This window comes from uncultured Bradyrhizobium sp. (assembly GCF_936943645.1).
In the GTDB taxonomy this organism is placed as follows: Bacteria; Pseudomonadota; Alphaproteobacteria; order Rhizobiales; family Xanthobacteraceae; genus Bradyrhizobium.
Window position 1 is genome coordinate 111496 of record NZ_CAKZJO010000054.1, and the last position, 21869, is coordinate 133364.

A 21869-nucleotide genomic window follows, 5' to 3' on the forward strand; every position below is an offset into this window, starting at 1 on the left:
AACAACAATGCGCTGGAAAATCAGCCCTCATCTGCAGCTCAAGCCTGGGCCCACCCCGAGCCCCAGGCGGCACCACGACCCCCGCACCATGGACCTGCTCGCGATCGTCGCCTTGCTGACGCTCGTGCTGGGTTCTGGCTGGTATCTGGCTTCGAGCCTTGCGACGGCGCCAAGCACGACTGCGTTCATCGTGCCGAGCCAGAGCGTGCACTGGTAATCAGCGGAACCAGTAGAAGCGCCCGGGCGGCGGCGGGATTGGCTCGGGCGGCCGCAGCCGTTTCGGACGCGGCGCTCTCGGCGGCGGCTCGGCCGACGAAGTGGCCTCCCCACCCGGGGCCGTCTCGGTGCCTGGCACTCTCACCGAAAGCAGCAAGTTCGACTCGTGCATCCGCCACCGGTAGCCGACGCCGAAATCGATCGGCTGGGCGCGCGTGAACAGTTCGGCATAGCGCTCCTGGTAGCGGCCCGGGAATTCGCCGATCGGCCCGAGATAACGGCCGAACGGGAAGAACCGCCACTGCCTTGCGCCGTAGTTGGCAAGCGGAATGCCGGAATCGTCCTGGATGATGGTGGCGCTGTTGGCGAGCAGCCAGTCGCGGACCACCGCGAAGTCGCTCTTGTGCAGCAGATAGGATGCGCTCTTGAGCAGGCTGTTGCCGGGCCCCAGGGTCTCGCAGAATTTCAGGAAGCCGGTATTGCGCGCCCCGGCATTGGAGAGGTCGGTCGAAAAATAATACAGCGTGCGCGCTTCGCCGTCGGAGCCGGCAAAGGTGATGCGAACGCCGCGCGTCGCGTTGCGCCCCGGATTGTCCTCGCCGACATGGAGCCCTCCCTTGTCGTCGAGCGCGACCATCTCGACGTTGCGGATGGTCTTGCCCGAGCGCGCCAGGAAGACATAGAGGATCGGCAAGGTGCCGTTGACCTGGTTGGCGTGCAGGTCGACCTTCATCTGCTTGGTGATGAAGAAGGAGAAGCTCAGGATCGAGCCGAGTGAGCGCTCGACGTTGTAGAGCGCGGCGCCGACCGAGCCGCGCGGCAGCCGCGTCAAATCGGGCACGGCGCCGACCGGCTCCAGCGCGCCGAGCACGTAGGTGCTGGCCTTGGAGTAGAACGCGTTGGCGTAGAGGAAATCGGGACCGCTGAACATGTAGAACATGGTCGGCCGGGGCGCTGCCAGATTGACGTCGGCCCAATCGCGGATCTTCGCGAGCTGGCGCTGCTCGAGCTGGGCGAAGGCGCCATCGAAGAATTTTGCGTGGCGCTGCCAGGCTGGATCCTTCGTGAGCGGCACCAGCGGCGAGTCCGCCGAAGGCTGCATGCCTGCGAGGAAGCGCGCGGTATCGTCGAAGGTGATTTCGGCGGCGCGTGCGGAGGAAACGGCCACGGCCAGCAGGGCAAGGGCGGCGGCCGCAATTCTCAGGGCTCGGACCATGTCTATTCGCGATTGTGTGACGTATCAGCGGCGACCGGCCGCCTGCGGAAAACAGCATAAATCAACAGGCCGGAGAGCATGACCAGCATCCCCGAGAGCGACTGCACCGGCCGCTCGGTCAACAGGTAGTACATCATGAACCCGGTCACGAGCAGGAAAACCAGCGGCGTGAACGGGTATCCCCAGGCGCGATAGGGCCTCGGCAAATCCGGATCGGTGATGCGCAGCTTGATGACGCCGGCGACCGTGAAGAACGAGCAGAACAGCAGCGCGAACTGGATAAAATCGAGCACCGCCTCGAAGCTGCGCGTGAACAGCAGCAGGTTGGCGACCGCAAGCTGAAACAGGATGGCATAGGCCGGCGCGCCGCTCGTCGATCGCTTCGAGAACACCCGCAGCGCCGGAATGTCCTCTCCCATCGTCATCATCACGCGCGGGCCGATCCACATCATCGCGGAGATCGAGGAGATCAGGCCGACGCAGATCATGGCGCCGACGATGCGGCCGCCGAGGCTGCCGAAGATCGCGCTGCCGGCGACGCTGGCAACATCGAGCTGACCGGCGAGCGCCCCGACCGGCGTCGAATGCAGGAACACCGCGTTCAACGCCACATACAGCACGAGCACGATCAGCGTGCCCGCGAGAAGCGCGCGCGGCAGATCACGCTGCGGCATGTTCATCTCGCCGATGATGTAGGTCGCCGCATTCCACCCCGAGAACGAGTACATCACGAAGACGAGCCCGATCGCGAACGGCGCGCTGACGATGTGGGCGAGATCGCCGGGCTGCGGCGTGAAGGCGATCGGCTGCGGCACGCCGATGACGAAGCCGGCGACCAGGAAGGCGACGATCAGCACGACCTTGATGATGGTCGAGATCAACTGGAAGGTCGAGGAGTGCCGGACGCCGGTGAGCTGCACCAGCGAGACCAGCCACACCACGGCGATGGCCAGCGGGATCGGCGGCAGATCAGGCACGACCGATTTGGCGTATTCGCCGAACGCCATCGCAGCGAGCGCCACCGGCGCAGCAAAGCCCACCGTCGCGGACACCCAGCCGGCGAGAAAACCGAAAGCCGGGTGATAGGCCCGTCCCAGGAAATTGTACTCGCCGCTCGAGCGCGGAAACATCGCCCCGAGCTCGCTATAGGCGAACACGCCGCACAGCGCGACGATGCCGCCGACGGTCCACAGCAGCAGGATCGAGAAGCCGGACGGGATGTCCTTGACCTGGAAGCCGAGGCTGGTGAAGACGCCGACCCCGATCATGTCGGCCACCACGATGGCGGTTGCGACCAGAACCGAGACCCCGCTTCCGCTCAGCCGGCCAGTCCAGGGGGCAGTTCCCGCATCTGATGCCGTCATCAGGGTCCTTCGCTCAGGCGTCTTGCCTCGCGGGCGCATCGTGCAACTTGGCCCAGTCAATTCAAGCAGGGTTAACAAGGGTTAAATGAGGCGGCGTGAACAGGTATTTCAGCACCGCTTATTCCCGCTATCAGGCGAAAAGCCTGCCGATACCCCGGGAAGCCCCGTTCCTTTTCCCCACAATCAGGACACGATTGCATGGTCCCTTTAAGCGTTCCGGATGTGGGGAAGTTTGTCCGGACGCTTAACGTCGCCTAAACGCCAGTCGGCTCAATTGTCTCAAGAAATGCCGATGGACGTGACTTTGGGGTCATGGGTGGATGGTCGGGGCCGTTCCGAAACTGAGAGCTGATGGTCGTGGCGACCGGACACCGTCCGGTCGGCGCGGTCGCGCGCTTCGGGTCGGCCTGGTCTCAGCCTTGGTGCCGCTGTCGCTAACGCTGGTTCAATGCGGCAAGGCGCCGAACCCGGCGGCGCTTGCGGCGAACTCGCAGGCCAATGTTCAGGTCGTCGCGAAGACCAACCAGCAAGTTGCAAGCGGCGACACGTTCGAGGATCGCTTTCCCGCGCCGCAGTTCAAGGAGCGCTTTCCCACGGCGAGCGAGAGTCTGCTGCAACGGCAGATGTCGGACTTCTCGCCCAAGCGCGCTGTGCAGCAACAGCCGCCGGAGCAGGTGCCCTACAAGGTCGCTTCGCTGGAGCCGCAGGTCCCCTACAAGCGTCCGCCCCGCGACGACCTGACGACGCTCGTCAGCATGAAGTCGTCGGCCTTTCCCTATTTCGGCAACACCCCCGCCTCCGACGCGCCCTTCCTCAACATCAGCAAGGGCGACCGTCGCGGACATCGCAGCTATTCGGGGCGCGTGTTCTGGCAGGACGAGACCTACAATGACAGCCGCGTGCTGATGCACGTGCCCGAGCATTTCGACGTCCGCAAGCCGGGCGTGATCGTGGTGTTCTTCCACGGCAATGGCGCGAAGCTCGAACGCGACGTGCGCGATCGCCAGCTGGTGCCGAAACAAATCACCGATTCCGGCGCCAATGCCGTGCTGCTCGCCCCGCAGATGGCGGTCGATGCCGCCGATTCCAGCGCCGGCAAGTTCTGGCAGCCCGGCGGCTTCAAGCGCTTCATGGCGGAATCGGCCGAGCACCTCGCCCGCGTCACCGGCGATCCCAACAGCGCGCGCGCCTTCGCCAACATGCCGATCGTGATCGTCGGCTACAGCGGTGGCTTCCTGCCGACGGCCTGGAGCCTCGAAGTCGGCGGCATCAGCGACCGCGTCCGCGGCGTCGTGCTGCTCGACGCCATCTACGGCGAAATGGACAAGTTCGCCTCCTGGATCGAGAGCCACCGCTCCGGCTTCTTCGTCAGCGCCTACACAAGCGGCACGGCACGGCGCGACCGCGAGCTGATGAGCACGCTCCGCCAGAAGGGCATCAGCGTCTCCGAGGACATGGACGGACCCCTGCGCCCCGGCAGCGTCGTGTTCGTCGAAACTGGCGATGGCATCACCCATCGCGACTATGTCACCCGCGCCTGGACGCGGGATCCGCTCAAGGACGTGCTGGTGAAGATGTCGGCGACGCCGGCGCTGGCGCTCACGCGCGTCGCGGCCACCGCCCCTTCTGCGTCGAGCCGCTGACGGATATTGCGCGAGCCGGCATTTGGCTGCGCTGCCTGCAATTGCCTCAGGCCCTGATCAAAATGTGATGTTGATGGCCGACATCCCCGGAAGCCTCCGGATTGCTTCCGCCGGCAACGGCCATAATTTGCCGACCACGTTGTGACTGGAATTCCGCGGGGACAGGCAGTGCGTCAGGGATTGTACAAGGTCGACTTCCACACCGTTCACGGAACGGGCTGCGGCGTCGTCTACGTGACGGATGGCAAGATGCGCGGGGGCAATTCCGCTTTCGCCTTCATCGGCACGTACACGGGCGAAGGCGACGGCATCAAGGTCAAGATCTCGACCCAGCGCTACAACGACGACCCGTCCTTCAAGGCGCTGTTCGGCCTCGACCGCATCACGCTGGCGCTCGCCGGCCGCGAGGACGGCGACACCGCGGAATTCGAAGGCAACGCGCTGCAGGCGCCGGGCGTCGCCTTCCGCGCCGTGCTCAGCCGCATCAGCGACTGAGCACAGCGAGAATTAGCTCCGAGAATCAGGTCTTGGGCAGCTTCGGAATGCTCTCGGCGAAGCCGTTGAAGCAGGCCAGACGCTCGTCTTCTTCCTTGAAGAATTTGCAATCGGCGTAGCCTTTGGCCTTCGCCGGCTTCGGCTTTGGCGCCGGTGGAATGATGGCGTCGTAGCAATTGAGCCGGTCCTTGGTGCCATCATCAAGCTCGAGGCAGGCCTGAAGCCGGGCCGCGATCGATTGCGGCTTGCCCTTCGGCGCTGCCGAAGGCTTGGCCGCGGCCTCCTTGGTCCCCGCCTTGGTCCCCTTGGGCTTGACCTGCACCAAGGGCTTGTCCCCCACCATCGGTGGCTTGTCGGCTTGCGCGAACGCGGAGGCTGAATAGAGCACCGCGGCAACCGCCAGAATCATCCTCATTTCAGTCAACTCTCTTTGGTCCCCATGACCGGCCTTCTAGCGCTCCCGCGCGCGGTTTGCCAAGCACCTTGCACACAGGAAACGCGGAAGTCAGGCCGTGGCGGCAGCCCGACGGGGCCGGGTCAGGACCACCAGGATCAGCGCCAGCATGACGAAGCCGACGGCCGCGAAGCCGAGCGTATGCAGGAGTTCGCGGGCGAACAACACGCCGCCGATGGCGGAGCCGACGGCCTGGCCGACATAGAGGACCGACGTATTGAGCGCGACGGTCGCCGATGCGAGGGGCGGCGCCGCCGCAACCAGCCGCACCTGCTGCATCGAATTGGTCGAGGCAAAGCCGAGCCCCCACACCGCGACCCCGGCCGTCATGAAGGCAAGCGTGCCCGCACCCAGCGCCCAGCCGGCGATCCCGGTCAGCAACAGGCAGGTGAACAGCAGCGAGGTGCGATAAGGGCCCCAGCTATCGACGATGCGGGTGGCGATGACGACGCCGAGGAAGCCGCAGATTCCGTAGAGCGCGAACACCGTGCCGATCGCATCGGGGCCGGCGCCAGTGAGCTTGCCAAGCAGCGGGCCCATGAAGGTGAACACCACGAACTGGCCCGACATCTGCAGCATGGTGACCGCAAGCAGCAGCAGGATCGTCGTGTTGCGGCCAACCTCGACCCAGGTCTTCAGGTCCACCGGCGCGCCCTTCAGGCCTGCCGGCAGCCGCAGCAGCAATAGCAGGAAGCTGATGCAGCCGAGGACGCCGATCTCGCCATAGGCCGCGCGCCAGCCATAGCGGCTGGCGATGAAGGTGATCAGCGGCAGGCCGACGGCGGCGGCCAGCGACCAGCCGAGAAAGATATAGGCGATGGTGCTGCCGCGCTTCTCTGCCGGGACGATCAACGCGGCCGTGCCGGCGGCCTGCGGCGTGTAGAGCGCGCCGACGCCAAGCATCACGAGGCGGATGATCAGGAGACTGGTGTAGTCGGACGCGAAGGCCGAGGCGAGATTGCCGAGCGCGAGCACCGCCAGCGTCGCGGTCAGCAGCGTCCGCCGGTCGATGCGGCTGGTCAGCCAGGCCGTCAGCGGCGAACCGATGCACAGCGTCACCGCGCCGAAGGTGATCAGCAGCCCGGCCGCATGGATGCTGATCCCGAGCCCCGCCGACAATTCCGGCAGCATGCCCGCAGGCGCCAACACCGAGCAGCCGGTGACGAGATTGCCGAGCATCAGGGCGGTCGATGCGAAACGGCCGGCGGGCGAACTTTCCATGCAGATGCATGTAGAGCGGCCTTGCCGCCGGTTAAAGGGCGTTGCGTGAAATAGTTGGTGCAATGTCCCTTCTTTTGCGCGCCACTTTCTTGGAAATGCCGGATTGCGCAGGCCGAATCGCCTGATATATCGCTCGTTCCCGCTTACCTGCGCTCGTTCGCAGGAGTGAGCCTCAGGAGAAAAGCAATGTCCGACCAGCCCAAATCCGAGTCCGGCTTCCAGTACAGCCTTTCCAATCTCAAGCCCGTGACCCCCGCCGCCAAAATCACCCTCACCTTCCCCGACGGCGCCCAGCGCCAGTACGACAAGAGCATCACCGGCCTCGAGATCGCCAAGGGCATCTCGCCGTCGCTGGCCAAGCGCACGGTTGCGATGGCGCTCGACGGCGTGCTCGCCGATCTCAACGACCCCATCGAGGACGACGCCAAGATCGAGCTGGTCAATCGCGACGACCCGCGCGCGCTGGAATTGATCCGCCACGACTGCGCGCACGTGCTTGCCGAAGCCGTGCAGACGCTGTGGCCGGGCACACAGGTCACCATCGGCCCCGTGATCGAGAACGGCTTCTACTACGACTTCTTCCGCAACGAGCCGTTCACGCCGGACGATTTTGCCGCCATCGAGAAAAAGATGCGCGAGCTCATCGCGCGCGACAAACCTTTCACGAAAGAGGTTTGGGATCGCGAAAAGACCAAGCAGGTGTTCCGGGACAAGGGCGAGGCCTTCAAGGTCGAGCTGGTCGACGCCATCCCCGGCACCGAGCCGATCAAGATCTACTACCAGGGCGACTGGTTCGACCTGTGCCGCGGCCCGCACATGACCTCGACCGGCAAGGTCGGCAACGCCTTCAAGCTGATGAAGGTGGCCGGCGCCTATTGGCGCGGCGACAGCAACAACCCGATGCTGACGCGTATCTACGGCACCGCCTTCGCCAAGCAGGAGGACCTCGACGCCTATCTCAAGCAGATCGAGGAGGCCGAGAAGCGCGACCATCGCAAGCTCGGGCGCGAGCTCGACCTCTTCCATTTCCAAGAGGAAGGTCCGGGCGTCGTGTTCTGGCACCCGAAGGGCTGGACCATCTTCCAGCAGCTGATCGCCTATATGCGCCGCCGCCTGACCGGCGACTACAGCGAGGTCAACGCACCGCAGATCCTGGACAAGGTGCTGTGGGAGACCTCGGGCCATTGGGGCTGGTATCGCGAGAACATGTTCGCGGCGCAGTCGGCCGGCGACGAGGCCGAGGACAAGCGCTGGTTCGCGCTCAAGCCGATGAACTGCCCGGGTCACGTGCAGATCTTCAAGCACGGCCTGAAGAGCTATCGCGACCTGCCCTTGCGCCTCGCCGAGTTCGGCGTGGTGCATCGCTACGAGCCGTCCGGCGCCATGCACGGCCTGATGCGCGTGCGCGGCTTCACCCAGGACGATGCCCACATCTTCTGCACCGAGGACCAGCTCGCCGAGGAGTGCCTGAAGATCAACGATCTGATCCTGTCGACCTACGCCGATTTCGGCTTCACCGGCGACCTGACCGTGAAGCTGTCGACGCGGCCGGAAAAGCGCGTCGGCACCGACGAGATGTGGGATCACGCCGAGCGCGTGATGGCCACCGTGCTGCGCGAGATCCAGTCGCAGAGCAATCACATCAAGACCGAGATCAATCCGGGCGAAGGCGCGTTCTACGGGCCGAAGTTCGAATATGTGCTGCGCGACGCCATCGGCCGCGACTGGCAGTGCGGCACCACGCAGGTCGACTTCAACCTGCCGGAGCGGTTCGGTGCGTTCTACATCGACCATGACGGCGGCAAGAAACCGCCGGTGATGGTGCACCGGGCGATCTGCGGCTCGATGGAGCGCTATATCGGCATTCTGATCGAGCACTATGCCGGCAACTTCCCGCTCTGGCTCTCGCCGGTGCAGGCGGTGGTCACGACCATCACTTCCGAAGGCGACGAATACGCCAAGGTGGTGCTGGAGCAGGCCCGGCGCGCCGGGCTTCGGGTCGAGATCGACCTGCGCAACGAAAAGATCAACTACAAGGTCCGTGAGCACTCGCTGGCGAAGATCCCGGCGCTGCTCGTGGTCGGCAAAAAGGAGGCCGAGACGCATTCGGTCTCGGTCCGCCGGCTCGGCAGCGACGGCCAGAAGGTGATGACGACCGAGGAAGCGATCGCCGCGCTGGTCGACGAGGCAACGCCGCCCGATGTCAAGCGGGCGCGGGCTGCGGTCTGATCTCTGAAATCGATCTAAATTCGCTTCCGGTTGCGGGCGTGCATGCTTATCTCGGCATGGCACGCCCGCAGACCATTTGAAGAGGATATCGCAGTGCCCGACGCCATCGAACTCCTGAAGACCCGCCGCTCGGTCAAGCCGCGCGAGATGACCGGACCCGGCCCTTCGGCGGCCGAGCTCGAGACCATCCTCACCATCGGCGCCCGCGTGCCCGATCACGGCAAGCTCGCCCCCTGGCGCTTCATCATTTTCGAGGGCGATGCCCGCGCACGCGCCGGCGAGGTGATCGCCAAGGTGTTTGCGCGGAAGAATCCCGGCGCGCCGGCGGCCGACGTCGAGATCGAGCGCAAGCGCCTGATGGATGCGCCGCTGGTGATCGGCATCGTCAGCTTCACCAAGCCGCATCCGAAGGTGCCGGCGTTCGAGCAGGAATTGTCGGCGGGCGCCAGCGCCATGAACATCGTCACGGCCGCGACCGCGCTCGGCTACGGTGCCTGCTGGCTGACCGGCTGGTTCTCGTTCGACCGCGACGTCCTCGACGGCCTCGGCCTCAAGCCGGATGAGAAGCTCGCCGGCTTCATTCACGTGGGCACGCCGACCAAGCCGAGCGAGGACCGTCCGCGACCGTTCCTTTCGGAAATCGTGACGCGTTTTTGATCGATGGCGTGTTGACGCCTGCGACGCCTTGCGGCTTTGATCCCGCCGAGGGAGGAAGCCCGAATGAAGCGTCGTGATTTTCTGGTCGGAGCCGCGGCGCTCGCCGGCTCGATGGCGCGAGGCCGGGCCGCCGACATCCCTGCCCCCTCGCCCGAGGGGCTCGACCGCATCACCGCCTATTTCGACAACGAGGTCGGAAGCGGCCGTCTGCCCGGCGCCGTGATCATGGTGCAGCAGCACGGCAAGCCGGTCTATCTCAAGACCTTCGGCGTGCGCGACACCCGGACGGGCCTTGCCATGACGCCCGATACGATCTTCGCCATCCACTCGATGACCAAGCCGATCACGTGCCTCGGGGCGATGATGCTGATCGACGACGGCAAGCTCGCGCTCACCGACCCCGTGTCGAAATACGTCCCGCTGTTCGCGCGCACCAAGGTCGGCCTCGAGGTCACCGAGCCGGACGGCAAGCTGGAGCTCGATCTCGTGCCGCCGGTCCGTCCCGTCAACATCGAGGATCTGCTGCGGCACACTTCGGGCATCAGCTACGACTATATCGGCGGCAAATGGGTCGAGCAGGCCTACAAGGCGGCCGACATCTTCGAAGGCCAGTTCAACAACAGGGAATTCGCCGACCGCATCGCCAAGCTGCCGCTGGCGCGGCAGCCGGGAACGCTGTGGCGCTACGGCCATTCCACCGACGTGCTCGGCAGTGTCATCGAAATCGTCTCGGGCCAGACGCTGTACCAGTTCCTCAAAGCTCGCATCTTCGATCCGCTCGGCATGAACAGCACCAAGTTCGCGCTGGCGACCGAGGATGAGCTGGCGCGGATGGCGCGGCCGCTGCCGAACGATTTCATCCTGCTCGCTGGAGAGCGCGATCGTCTGGACCATCCGGAATGGCAATCCGGCGGCGGCGGCCTGCTCTCGACCATCACCGACTATCAGCGCTTCTCGCAGATGCTGCTCAACGGCGGCTCGTTTGCGGGCCGGCGCTATCTGAGCCCCGCCGCGTTCAAGGCGATGACGACGGATCATATCGGGCCCGGCTCCGGCGTCGGACGCGACTATTTCTATTTTCCGGGCGACGGCTTTGGTTATGGCTATGGCCTTGCGGTGCGGACCGATCCCGGCAATGCGAAGCCGCCGCCGCCGGGCTCGCTCGGCGAGTTGAAGTGGGACAGTGGCAGCGGCACCTATTTCGGCGTCGATCCCAAGCTCGACATGGTCTACCTCATGATGCAGCAGACCCAGAACGAGCGCAGCCGCATCACGCCCGCCTTCAAGGCGCTGGTCTATGACAGCTACCCCGAAGGCCTACGCCGCCCGTGAGGCGCGCTGGCCGAAATCGGCGAGCAGCTTTGCGATCTCGGCCGCTGGCCGCGCCGCGCTGAACAGAAAGCCCTGCACCTCGTTGCAGCCCTCGGCGCGCAGCCAGTCGAGCTGGTCCTCGGTCTCGACGCCCTCGGCAGTCGTGGTGATGTTGAGGCTGCGGCCGAGCCCGGAGATCGCGCGCACGATCGCTCCGCAATCGGGCCGCTCGGCCAGATCCTTGACGAAGGAGCGGTCGATCTTGATCTTGTCGAAGGGGAAGCTGCGCAAATAGCTGAGGCTGGAATAGCCGGTGCCGAAATCATCCATGGAGATGCCGACGCCGAGCTCGCGGAGCTGATGCAGGATCGCGAGATTGGCATCGGTCTCGGCCAGGAAGATCGACTCGGTGATCTCGAGCTCGAGACGTCGCGGCGACAGGCCGGACTGCGCCAGGGCCGAGATCACGATCTGAACCAGATTGCGGCTGCGGAATTGGGCCGGCGACAGATTGACGGCGACCTTGACGTCGACGGGCCATTTCACCGCTTCGGCGCAGGCCTCGCGCAGCACCCACTCCCCGAGTTGCGTGATGAGGCCGATGTCCTCGGCGACGGGAATGAACTCCGCGGGCGAGATCATGCCCTTGTCGGGATGACGCCAGCGCAGCAGAGATTCGAAACCGGAGATGCGGTCGGAGGCGATCGACACCAGCGGCTGGTAGTGCAGCTCGAACTCGCCATTGGCGAAGGCACGGCGCAGATCGAGCTCCATGTCGCGGCGCTTCTGCGCCTGCAGGTCCATCTCGCGCTCGAAGAAATGGTGCACGCCGCCGCCCTCGGACTTCGCCCGGTACAGCGCCATGTCGGCATTGCGCATCAGCTCTTCCGGTGTCACGCCGTCGCCGGGCGACAGCGCAATGCCGATGCTGGCGCCGATCACCATCTCCTGACCGTCGAGATCGTAAGGCGCCTTCAGCATGTCGATCAGCAGGCCGGCGCAGGCGCTGGCCTCGTTCGGCGAGACGTCAGCCCCCAGGATCACCGCGAATTCGTCGCCGCCGAGCCGGGCCGCGAGATTTGCGCCGCGCACCGCGGTGGTCAGGCGTCCGGCGACCTCCTTGAGCAGGCGATCGCCGACGGGATGACCGAAGGAATCGTTGATGTTCTTGAACAGGTCGAGGTCGATGTAGAGCACCCCGACACGCTTGTCGCCGGCCTGGTCCAGAGCCTGCTTCAGGCGCTCCTGGAAATATTCGCGGTTCGGCAGATCGGTGAGCCCGTCATGATGCGCCATGTGCGCGATGCGCGCCTCGGCCTTGCGCCGCTCGGTGATGTCGACCACGGCGACCAGATAGCCGTCGCGATCGTCGAAGGCGACGCGGCGGCCGAAGGTGAGCACCTCGATCTCGCTGCCGTCGGCGCGCAAATGCCGCCAGTTGCGCGAGGAATGATAGGCCTCGCCGACGCGCTCCAGCGCCTCGGCGTGGCTGTCCCACTCGTCCTCGGGCCAGATCTCGTGCAGCTTCATGCGCAGGAAGGTGGCGCGGCTGTAGCCGTAATGCTGGACCGCGGCGTCGTTGACGCTGAGGAACTCCTTGCTCTCGGCGTCGAACACCCACATCGGCATCGGGTTGTTGTCGAACAGCAGGCGGAACGAGGCGTCGCGCCGCTTCAGGGCCGTGACATCGGAGATCGTCAGCGAGACAATGTCGGCGAAGGCGGTGGCGCTGAGGCGGAGGTGACGATCCCCGTGCTCGATCTCGAGCTGCTCGCCGCGGCTGCCCGCGACGACCTTGAGCAGGAAATCCATGATCTCGGGCAAGGCCAGCAGCGTGTTGCCCTCGCCGATCCGCCGCCACAACAGGCTGCCGTTCGCGACATTCAGCAGCGCGCCTGCGCTGTTGTTGTGATGCACGACCTGCAAATCGAACGGCTTGCCGCCGGCATCGCGCATCGTCGCCAGCGCGATCACCGCGTCGTCGGTCGCGGCGAAGATCGCGTCCAGCAGATTGTACTGCGCGCCGCGCTCGTTGATATAGGCGCCGACCAGCGTGGTGCCCCAGCGCGAGGCCGTCGGCAGCGTCAGCACATCGTAGGTCCTGACCATGCCGTCGCGCACGCAATGCGCGCTGACGTGGTGCGGCCGCCCCGTCGCGAGCGCGATGTGTGCGGCTTCCGTCAGCGCCGTGGCGCAATCGGGCGACAGCTCCGCGACCGCAATGTCCCAACGCTCCTCGCCGAGCCATTTCTGCACGTAGCGTCCGCTGCGCGACAGTTCGAGCCTGCCGTCGTTCCTCAGCAGCGCGATGTGATCGGCGAGCCGTCCGAGACTGCCGAGCATGACGTCCTCGTAGCGCGGCAAGCGGTCGCCCGGCTTCAACGCGGCGCGCCATTTGCGCTGAAGCACCGGGATGTCGTCGAACATTTCGGCGGCCGGTTTTCCCGGCATCTTCTTCGCGGCAGTCATGGCAGTCCCCAACGCACTTTCACGGCGCATCCAATGCAGGCGCACTTAACGACGTGTAAAAAGGACGCAGGCGCGGGTTCCGTTCGGCGATTATGACAGTTTTAAGTCAGGTGTTGGTTAGTGCGCGTTAGAGACTATGACGGTGGTGCGAAGGCGATGCGTTCGGGCGCGCGTTCGAAGTTCGGCCCCCGTCTCTCGTGTCCCGGACGCACTGCAACGCTCTTGCGTTGCTGCGCTGAGCCGGGACCCAGCAAGCCACAGCACGTGCTGCAACGTGGGCCCCGGCTCTGCAGCGCAACGCTGAAGTAGCGCTGCGCTGCGTCCGGGGCACGAGAGCGTTGTTGAATGACTGACGTTGTTGAATAGCTGACATGGGATCGCATTCTCGCGGCTTGTTCGCCCGAGCTTTGCCTGATCTCTTCACCCTCTTGAATGGAGAGGGCGCAGGGAAGGCCGGGCGCCGGCTGGCACCCGCGGTCCACTGTGCGAATCCTGCGTAACAAGAAGCTGCACAGCGGCATACAGGTGTAGCCAGGACATCCCGGCCTTCCCTGCGCAGTGGCTTTACGGCTTATGTCGTGATCTCCCCGGGGAGCGTTGCACTATTGCCCCCGTCGCCTTGCGGATGGCTGATGCGTGCGTCCGGTTGAACGACATGCATCACCACAAAACTTGGCGCACAGACCCCGGGCGCCAGGACCACACGATTTTGCCGTACGCCAATCACACCGGTCGTATGCGCCAGGTGTTTCGCTCACGGTTGCCCGCCCTGCAAAATCCTTTGCGCCGACGTGACCTGCGTCCACCGCCGCCCGGCCCGCGTTCGTGACGATCGCGATACGCCCCTCTTCCTTGGGCCGGGTTGCCGCGATGGATACGCTCTTTCCGAATTTCGGTAAAGAAGAATATTTTTGCTGGCGCGCGTTGACCGGCATCTTGGGTGTTTTGCCCGTCGGGCAACGCAAGGGCTTGTGGGTCGTATTCGTAGCGTGGGCAAAAGCGCAACGCGCTGCGCCCGCCATCTCTCTCCACTCGGGCCAATCGTGGGCACGCTTCGCTTTGCCCACCTTACGGCACCGCGGCTGCCGGAGCCTAGCCGGCAAGCCGCTCGATCACCAGATCCAGCAGCGCGCGCAGGCGGGCCAGGCGCTTCAGGTCGCGGTGATAGCCGACATAGGTGTCGCGGCCGGGCGGCGCCGTGCCGATGTCGAGTGCGACCAGGCGGCGGTCGCTGTCACCGAGCGGACGTGGCAGCACGGCAAGGCCGCCGCCGCGCGCGCAAAGCTCGGCCTGCACCTGCCTGTTGTTGCTGCGCGAGGCGACGTCCGCATGCGGCAGCATGCGCTTGAGCCAGACCGCGTCCGGCATGTCGGCGAACTCGGCATTCATGGTCACGACGCGAACGCCGCTGCCGTCGCCGGCGCGCGGCGGCTTGCTGCCTCTCCTGCCATAGAGCGCGTAGGGAATGTGCAGCAGCTTTCGCGAGATCACCTCGGGCTCACCGAACGGCTTGATGCGGAAGACCAGATCGGCCTCGCGCCGCGGCAGGCTGTAGAGCCGCGCATCGGTCAGAAGCTCCACCGTCACGGCGGGGTGACGCTTGCCGAATGCGGCAATCACCGGCGACAGCATCACCGTGCCGAACCAGTCCGACGAGGACAGGCGCAGCGTACCGTCGAGCTGCGTCTCGGCGCCGGTCGCATGGCGCTGAAGCGCGAGCGCCTCGTCCTCGATCCGCTCGGCGTGACGCAGCACCGCGGTGCCCTCGTCGGTCAGCACGAAGCCGTCCGCCGTCCGCTGGAACAGCGTCTGACCCAACGCCGCCTCGAGCGCGCGAAGCCGCCGTCCCATCGTCGGCTGGGTCTGGCCGATCTTCCGGGCGGCCGCGCCGAGCGTGCCTTCGCGCGCGATCGCCAGGAAGACGCGCAGATCGCTCCAATCCATGGGAAGCCCTCATACAAAAACGCACGATGATCGTACATCCTTGTTCCTTCTCATGCAAAAATTCATGGGCATATTGGAGGCCGACAACGGAGCGAGACGATCATGACGACACAATCGACGATGCGAGCGGCCGTGCTGGAAGCCCACAACGTGCCGCCGCGCCTCTCGACCATCTCCACGCCCGAGATCGGTCCGCGTGACGTGCTTGTCCGTGTGCGGGCCAGCGGCGTCAATCCGCTCGACACCAAGATCCATGCCGGCACGGCCGTGCATGCGCGCCATCCGCTGCCGGCAATTCCCGGAATCGATCTGGCCGGCATCGTCGCGCGCAGCGGGCCCGAGGTGACGCGGTTCAAGCCGGGCGACGAGGTCTATGGCATGACCGGAGGTGTCGGCGGCGTCCAGGGATCGCTGGCCGAATTCGCCGCGGTCGATGCCGATCTGCTCGCATTGAAGCCTGCCAATCTCAGCATGCGGGAAGCAGCCGCCCTGCCCCTGATCGTCATCACGGCCTGGGAAGGCCTGATCGATCGCGCGGGCCTGAAGGCGGGCCAGAGGGTGTTGATCCATGGCGGCGCCGGCGGCGTTGGTCATGTCGCAATCCAGATCGCGCGCGCCTTCGGGGCGAGCGTGTTCGCCACGGGCTCGGCGTCGCAGCGCGCCACCATCGAAGGTTTCGGCGCGGTGTTCATCGACCGCGACAGCCCGGTCGACGCCTACGTTGCGCAGCATAGCGGCGGCCGCGGCTTCGACGTCGTCTACGACACTGTCGGCGGCAAAGTGCTCGACGCGTCCTTCCATGCGGTGCGCCGCTTCGGCCATGTGGTGAGCGCACTGGGCTGGGGGACGCACGCGCTCGCGCCGCTGTCGTTCCGCGCCGCCACCTATTCCGGCGTCTTCACCCTGCTGCCGCTGCTGTCGGGCGAAGGCCGCGCGCACCATGGGGAGATCATGACCGAGGCCACGCGCCTCGCCGAAGCCGGCAAGCTGGTGCCGCTCGTCGATGCAAGGCGTTTCACGCTCGAGAATGTCGGCGAAGCCTATGCGCTGATCAGGGATCACGCCGCCAAGGGCAAGCTGGTCGTCGATGTGTGAGGTGGGGCTACGAAGGTTCGCTCGCCGCTAGTCCTCGCTGGACGCAGCGGAGCGGTTGCGCAAGTAAGCCTGCGACAACAGGAAGAATAATGCACGCTCGCCATGATATTTGGCCGACGGCCGGGTGCGCTCGAAGCCGTCGGCAAAGATCTTGCCGGACTGGTCGCACACCTGCCATCGCCAGCCAAACCGCTTGCGCCTGGTGAGGATCACTTCGAACATGCCGACGAGCTTGGTCCCCTGCTCCTTGCCGGTCTCGCAGACGCACAAGCCTGCTCCGGCCTCCTCCATTAGACGGATGCCCGACATATAACGCAGCAGGACGGAAAGAGAATAAAATTGATGATCGGAAATAGGTATCTTGCACCGGCTGTGATGAACGCGCAGAGCGCGGGAATAAGCAGTGATCAGCGGTGTTTGGTCGGCCCCGAGCGGCAAATTGCCTCGGTATTCAACACCGTACACAGAGCGCGAAGATCGGCTCTCCGGCCCCGCAACTGGCAAGCGGTAACAGGAGATGCATGATGATGCGCGCGATGAGAAGCCGCCGCTCGACGTCAGGCCGGACTTGATCCGGCAGGCAGCCGCGCCGCCCGGCACTACCGCGCCACGACCTCGACCTCGCCGTCGACGCCGTTCACGACGTTGAAGCCGCGCTCGTAGACCTTGCCCTCGTTCTTGGCGATGGCGCGGTATTCGCCTTCGGAGAGCACCACGCGCGGGAAGGCGCCGATGGATTCCTTGATGACGTCGCCGCCGGGGGTCAGCACCGACCAGGCGGTGTTGGCGAGCGCCTCGCCGCCCTTGTCGCTGACCAGCTTGAGCGTGATCACGGCGGCGCGGTGCGTGATGGTGACGTCGGTCAGCTTGCCGGCCTGGACGCGGATGTCCGAGCGCACCACCGAGTTGGCGTCGCCATAGTTAGAGATGATGTAATAGGTGCCTTCCGGGATCAGCACGACGTCGCCGGCGGCGACGTTCGGCACCAGGGAGGCGCGTTCGCCGGATTCGAACTGGCTGCCTTTGTAGATCGCGAACGAGATCTGGTTCTGCGGAATGCGGCTGGTGCCGACGCGGCCCTCGATGCGCAGGCCGCCGGCCGGCAACACGAAGGATTCGCGGTCAGTCTCGGCCTTCAGGCTGACGGTGCGTACCGCGCTGACGAGGCCGAAGGCGACATGCACGACGTAATTGCCGGGCGGCAGCACGATGTTCGGCGAGGCGTTGCGGTCCTCGCGGATCAGCTTGAAGGTGCCGTTCTCGTCGGGACGGTCGGCAAACACGCGCCAGACCAGGCCGCTGGTGATCGCCGGCGTGTCCTTGCCGTATTTCGCGGTCAGCGACAGCACGCCCTGCCCGGGCACGGCCGCATTGAGCGGCGCGGCGGGCGGCACGGTGGACACCGCGGGCGGCGGCATGCTGGGCGTCGCCGGCTGCATCAGGGTCGGCGGCAGGCTCGGCGGGCCGGCACCCGGCCCGCCGGGCGGTGCCAGATTGATAGCGCCGCCGGGATCGGGCACCGAGGCGGGCGGGACCGGTGGCGGGCGATCGGAGAATAGCTGCGCCTGGGCAGCATTTTGGCCGGAGGTAGCGAGGCACGCAGCAAAGATCAGCGCCGGCAGCAGCCTGCCGCTGCGCCGCCATCCGATGATGCCGTCACCCCCGCGTGTCATGCCCCCTGCTTTTCACCGAAAACGCGGCAAATTCAAGCCTCTGAAACCCCAGGAAATACGGGCCCCCGGATTGATGGAACCCAGTTGACGCCTGCGTGATTAGTCCTGAGGCAACCGCCCCTCGCCATACTCCTGCCCGGTGCCCTCTCCAAAGCGGCATAAACCATGCTTCGCGCCCGGGATGGCAGAGTGCGAGTGCGGTGCCTAGTCTGACGAGACGGGCTCGGCCGCAGGCATAGCCGCAGCCTTGGCCCCGGCGTAGGAGAGTTTCGGTGCTGGAGATCTTGAAGGGGCGCGGCGCAAGCGGGGCGAACGGCGAAAAGATTGGCCTTGGCCCAACCCGCCGTCCCGTCATCGGCCTCGCCCTCGGTGGCGGCGCGGCGCGCGGCTTTGCCCATATCGGTATCCTCAGGACCCTGCTCGCCAACGGCATCGTGCCCGACGTCGTGGTCGGCACCTCCATCGGCGCCGTGGTCGGCGGCCTCCATGCGGCCGGCCGGCTCGAGACGTTCGAGGAATGGGGGCGCAGCCTGCAGGGCATGCGCAACATCATCGGTTATCTCGACATCCGCCTCAACGGCTCCGGCCTGCTCGGCGGCGAGAAGCTGGCAAGCCGCCTCGCGGACGCGGTCGGGGAGACCCTGATCGAGGATTTGCCGGTCAAGTTCGCGAGCGTCGCGACCGAGGTCCGCACCGGCCACGAGATCTGGCTGACGCATGGCCGCGTGGTCGATGCGATGCGCGCGTCCTATGCGCTGCCCGGCATCTTCCAGCCCATGCTGATCGGCGATCGCTGGCTGGTGGACGGCGCGCTGGTAAATCCCGTACCGGTCTCGGCGGCCCGTGCGCTCGGCGCCGAAATCGTCATCGCGGCAAATCTTTCCAGCGATATCTTCACCCATTCCACGACGATCTATTCGCACGGGGCGATGCCCGCGCCTGTTACAGCCGAGCCGGAAGAGCCAACCGCCAAGCGGCGCTTTCCGCGCTTGTTCTCGCCCGAGAAGACCATGAAGCGCGAGTTCTTCGGCAGCGCCGGGCGCCCGGGCATCTCCTCGGTGATGGTCGACGCCTTCAACATCATGCAGGACCGCATCACCCGCGCGCGCCTCGCCGGCGATCCGCCGGATCTCTTGATCTCGCCCCGGGTCGGCCAGTTCGGCTGGTTCGACTTCCACCGTTCCGAGGACCTGATCGCCCACGGCGCGCGCGCCGCCGAGCGCGCGCTGGAGTCGATCCAGGAGGCGATCGACGTGCTGGCGCCAGCGCCCGCGGGCCACGCGCCGAAAGCCGACGAGCAGGCCTGATCAGGCCGTCTTGATGTAGTCGCGCAGGGCTTCCTGCTCGTTCTCGTATTCCTGGACCCGGCGCTTGACGATGTCGCCGATCGAGATCAGGCCGACCACCTTGCCATTGTCGATCACGGGCAGATGGCGGAACTTGCCCGACGTCATCATCTCCATGAGCTCGGCGACCGTGTCGGTCTCCTTGCAGGTGACGACCTTGCGGGTCATGACCTGGGAGACCGGCTCGTCCAGCACGCCGGCGCCGCGTTCGCCGAGCACGCGCACGATGTCGCGCTCGGACAGGATGCCCTCGAGCCGGCTCTGGTTCATCACCAGCACCGCGCCGATCTTCTTCTCACCGAGCAGCTTGACCGCGGCCGCCAGCTTGGCGTCGGGCTCGACGCTCATGATCTGGTGGCCCTTGGTGTTGAGAATGGAACGTACCGTCATTGTCGCCTCCCTGAATCCGAGCCGTCCACCCGTGGGCGGTCCGGACCTGTTCTTCGAGTCTTCAACTAACAGTTTTGCTTGGCGCGGGTTTCACGCTCGCGCGCTTTGCGAGGCGCGGCTAGGGCCGTCGCTTCGCAACATTCTTCACGCGAATGATGGATGAATTCGGGCCGCGCCGCAAGCGCCGCTTCAGATACGGTCTGAAACGTCCTGTGATGACGCATCCGCAGCATCGCTTCGCACGCGCGGCACCGGATCGAACAGGGTGAACAGCAACAGGCCGGCGAAGAAGCCGCCGATATGCGCCTGCCAGGCCACGCTCGTGGTTTCGGAATCGACGCCGATCGCGCCGACGCCGAAGATGATGTTGACGCCGAACCACACGGCGAGGAAGCCGACCACCCGCCCGTCGCGCAGTGCGCGCGACAGCGGCAGCGCCGGAACCCTTGCGGCGGTATCGGCATCCGAACGGTTGAACGACAGGAAGCTGCCGCGGACGAAGGCGAAACGGATCGCAGCGGCCATCGCCCCCGACACCGATGCCGAAGCGCCGATCATCGGCGCCACCGCGTGCTCGTGGGTGATGAGATGGGCGAGCGCGCCGGCCGCCGCCGTCACCGCCAGAAACAGGAAGAACCTGACCGCGCCGAAGCGCCGCGCCAGCGCGCTGCCGAACGGCAGCAGCCAGAGCACGTTGAAGCCGAGATGGGTCAGATTGGCGTGCAGCAGCGAATAGGTGACGAAGGTCCAGACCTTGGCGCCGGCGCCGCCGGGGATCTGCAGATTGAGCAGCGAGGAATCATAACGCTTCGGGATGAAACCGAAGACGTCGATGGTCCAGTTCTCCAGCTCCGGCGGCAGCAGCACTCGCAGATGGATCACCGCCAGCAGGAGAATATAGGCGGTCAGCGCCACAGGCAGCGTCAGGATCGGCTCGCGCGGAGCCTCCTCATGGACGGCCTGTTGGGCGGCCGGCAGGCCCGGCTGGGGATCTTGCGACGAATCGTGCGGCGGGGAATCCAAGGCAGCTTCGCTTTCAGGCGCGATCGGAGCGATCCCCTTGCAGATAGTCGCCTTTCCCGGCCTTGCGCAAGTGCACAAAAGGAAAAGGCAGGGCCCTGGGAAAGCCCCGCCTGTCCGTGTCGGCCTTTTCGTGCCCAGGGAATGAAGGTGAATCCCCACCCCTCCCCGGCCCGTGGCCAAACTGTTTGACGCCCTGTGTACAGACCCCGCCGAGAACCTGGAGAAAGCGGCGGGACTTGCGACTGGGGTCACCATAGCAGCGCGGCGCGCGGGGCAAAGCGCATAGTTAACTTAACGTTAACGGCGCAAAGGCGGCCTCGAGGGAGGCGAAAACGCCGCTGCGGCATGGACGCTGCAAATCCCCTCCTGCACAACAACACAAGGGATCGCGGGTGCACTGAAGCGGGACAGGTCTGTCCCGCGCATGTGCGCTCCGGGGTAAGCGTTCAGACATGAAACATTCGTCGAGCCGCGCGTTCTTCGCGTATTGGGACACGAAGCGCGGCGCCGCGCGAGCCCCTGACAGGGCCGACATCGATCCGGCCGCGGTGCGCGGCCTGCTCGGCGACATTTTCGTGCTCTCCTGCGAGCCCAATCTCGGCTTTCCCTTCCGCGTCGCCGGCACGCGCGTCTGCGCACTGGCGGGGCGCGACCTCAAGGACCAGAGCTTTGCGGCGCTGTTCACCGACGCCTGCCGCAGCGAGCTCGAGGAGATCGCGACCATCGTCGCCGACGAGACGCTGGGTGCGATCGCCGGCGTCACGGCCGCGCGCGAGGACGGCAGCAAGGCGCATCTCGAGCTGTTGCTGCTGCCCTTCAACGCCCGCCCGCACACGCCGGTGAGCGTGACCGGCGTGCTCGCGCCGTTCGACGACGAGTGCGGCGCGCTTTCGGCCTTCACCCTCACCTCCTGGCGCTATCTGCACCAGCCCGAGAAGCTGCTGCCGCGCGCGATCCGCAAGCTGCAGATCGCACGCGGGCTCATGGTGTATGAGGGACTGCGGTAGTTCCCACTGCGTGACAATTGATCGCGCCGGCGCACGCGACCGTTTTTGCGGGATCTGCGTCATTCCTGATCGTGCTGCGAACGAGTAGCTTCCGCGCTGCGTGAAGCAACGACGAT

Annotated in this window: 19 protein-coding genes; 9 read left to right on the plus strand and 10 right to left on the minus strand. The window is 65.7% G+C overall.

Features of this window, described 5'->3' with window-relative positions:
• The first annotated feature begins 88 nt into the window (after nt 1–88).
• Nucleotides 89–217, plus strand: coding sequence for a hypothetical protein (locus Q0743_RS13905; RefSeq protein WP_298242104.1), 129 nt, complete (start codon nt 89–91; stop codon nt 215–217).
• Here Q0743_RS13905 and Q0743_RS13910 read toward each other — a convergent pair whose 3' ends face one another.
• On the minus strand, nt 218–1432 hold the full coding sequence (locus tag Q0743_RS13910) for a hypothetical protein (protein ID WP_298242105.1): 1215 nt from the start codon (nt 1430–1432) through the stop codon (nt 218–220).
• A 2-nt stretch (nt 1433–1434) separates the two neighbouring features.
• Complete coding sequence (locus Q0743_RS13915) at nt 1435–2796, minus strand: APC family permease (protein ID WP_298242106.1); 1362 nt, start codon at nt 2794–2796, stop codon at nt 1435–1437.
• A 320-nt stretch (nt 2797–3116) separates the two neighbouring features.
• Between Q0743_RS13915 and Q0743_RS13920 the strand changes: the two genes are divergently transcribed.
• Both Q0743_RS13920 and Q0743_RS13925 read left to right on the plus strand, forming a co-directional pair.
• Nucleotides 3117–4439, plus strand: a complete 1323-nt coding sequence (locus Q0743_RS13920; protein ID WP_298242107.1) for an alpha/beta hydrolase — start codon at nt 3117–3119, stop codon at nt 4437–4439.
• A gap of 168 nt (nt 4440–4607) precedes the next feature.
• On the plus strand, nt 4608–4934 hold the full coding sequence (locus Q0743_RS13925; RefSeq protein ID WP_298242108.1) for a GrlR family regulatory protein: 327 nt from the start codon (nt 4608–4610) through the stop codon (nt 4932–4934).
• Between the two features lie 25 nt (nt 4935–4959).
• Here Q0743_RS13925 and Q0743_RS13930 read toward each other — a convergent pair whose 3' ends face one another.
• A complete protein-coding gene (locus tag Q0743_RS13930) occupies nt 4960–5349 on the minus strand; it encodes a hypothetical protein (protein ID WP_298242109.1) in 390 nt (129 codons plus the stop codon).
• Nucleotides 5350–5439: 90 nt separating this feature from the next.
• Nucleotides 5440–6609, minus strand: coding sequence for an MFS transporter (locus Q0743_RS13935; protein WP_298242110.1), 1170 nt, complete (start codon nt 6607–6609; stop codon nt 5440–5442).
• A 186-nt stretch (nt 6610–6795) separates the two neighbouring features.
• On the opposite strand from Q0743_RS13935, the gene thrS reads away from it, so the two are divergent.
• From thrS to Q0743_RS13950, 3 genes are all read left to right on the plus strand, one after another.
• On the plus strand, nt 6796–8838 hold the full coding sequence (gene thrS / locus Q0743_RS13940; protein WP_298242111.1) for a threonine--tRNA ligase: 2043 nt from the start codon (nt 6796–6798) through the stop codon (nt 8836–8838).
• Between the two features lie 93 nt (nt 8839–8931).
• On the plus strand, nt 8932–9495 hold the full coding sequence (locus Q0743_RS13945) for a nitroreductase (RefSeq protein ID WP_298242112.1): 564 nt from the start codon (nt 8932–8934) through the stop codon (nt 9493–9495).
• A 63-nt stretch (nt 9496–9558) separates the two neighbouring features.
• The gene (locus Q0743_RS13950; RefSeq protein WP_298242113.1) at nt 9559–10827 is read left to right on the plus strand and encodes a serine hydrolase; all 1269 of its coding nucleotides are present in this window, start codon (nt 9559–9561) and stop codon (nt 10825–10827) included.
• On the opposite strand, the gene Q0743_RS13955 is transcribed toward Q0743_RS13950, so the two are convergent.
• Together Q0743_RS13955 and Q0743_RS13960 are read right to left on the minus strand one after the other, a co-directional pair.
• Nucleotides 10813–13275 (minus strand): EAL domain-containing protein, encoded by a 2463-nt coding sequence (locus Q0743_RS13955; protein WP_298242114.1) that lies wholly within the window; start codon nt 13273–13275, stop codon nt 10813–10815. The genes Q0743_RS13950 and Q0743_RS13955 overlap by 15 nt on opposite strands.
• A 1092-nt stretch (nt 13276–14367) precedes the next feature.
• Nucleotides 14368–15219 (minus strand): LysR family transcriptional regulator, encoded by an 852-nt coding sequence (locus Q0743_RS13960; RefSeq protein ID WP_298242115.1) that lies wholly within the window; start codon nt 15217–15219, stop codon nt 14368–14370.
• Nucleotides 15220–15321: 102 nt separating this feature from the next.
• On the opposite strand from Q0743_RS13960, the gene Q0743_RS13965 reads away from it, so the two are divergent.
• Nucleotides 15322–16314, plus strand: a complete 993-nt coding sequence (locus Q0743_RS13965) for a zinc-dependent alcohol dehydrogenase family protein (protein WP_298242116.1) — start codon at nt 15322–15324, stop codon at nt 16312–16314.
• A 27-nt stretch (nt 16315–16341) separates the two neighbouring features.
• On the opposite strand, the gene Q0743_RS13970 is transcribed toward Q0743_RS13965, so the two are convergent.
• Both Q0743_RS13970 and Q0743_RS13975 read right to left on the minus strand, forming a co-directional pair.
• The gene (locus tag Q0743_RS13970; protein WP_298242117.1) at nt 16342–16752 is read right to left on the minus strand and encodes a hypothetical protein; all 411 of its coding nucleotides are present in this window, start codon (nt 16750–16752) and stop codon (nt 16342–16344) included.
• Nucleotides 16753–16913: 161 nt separating this feature from the next.
• Nucleotides 16914–17987: a hypothetical protein gene (locus Q0743_RS13975; protein ID WP_298242118.1), complete on the minus strand. Its 1074-nt coding sequence runs from the start codon at nt 17985–17987 to the stop codon at nt 16914–16916.
• A gap of 272 nt (nt 17988–18259) precedes the next feature.
• Here Q0743_RS13975 and Q0743_RS13980 point away from each other — a divergent pair, with 272 nt between their 5' ends.
• Nucleotides 18260–19294, plus strand: coding sequence for a patatin-like phospholipase family protein (locus Q0743_RS13980; protein ID WP_298242119.1), 1035 nt, complete (start codon nt 18260–18262; stop codon nt 19292–19294).
• Here Q0743_RS13980 and Q0743_RS13985 read toward each other — a convergent pair whose 3' ends face one another.
• Both Q0743_RS13985 and Q0743_RS13990 read right to left on the minus strand, forming a co-directional pair.
• Nucleotides 19295–19723, minus strand: coding sequence for a CBS domain-containing protein (locus Q0743_RS13985; protein ID WP_298242120.1), 429 nt, complete (start codon nt 19721–19723; stop codon nt 19295–19297).
• Nucleotides 19724–19912: 189 nt separating this feature from the next.
• Nucleotides 19913–20701 carry a rhomboid family intramembrane serine protease gene (locus tag Q0743_RS13990; protein ID WP_298242180.1) on the minus strand — a complete coding sequence of 263 codons (789 nt, stop codon included), beginning with the start codon at nt 20699–20701 and terminating at the stop codon, nt 19913–19915.
• A gap of 497 nt (nt 20702–21198) precedes the next feature.
• Here Q0743_RS13990 and Q0743_RS13995 point away from each other — a divergent pair, with 497 nt between their 5' ends.
• A complete protein-coding gene (locus Q0743_RS13995; RefSeq protein ID WP_298242121.1) occupies nt 21199–21753 on the plus strand; it encodes a PAS domain-containing protein in 555 nt (184 codons plus the stop codon).
• Nucleotides 21754–21869 lie beyond the last annotated feature (116 nt).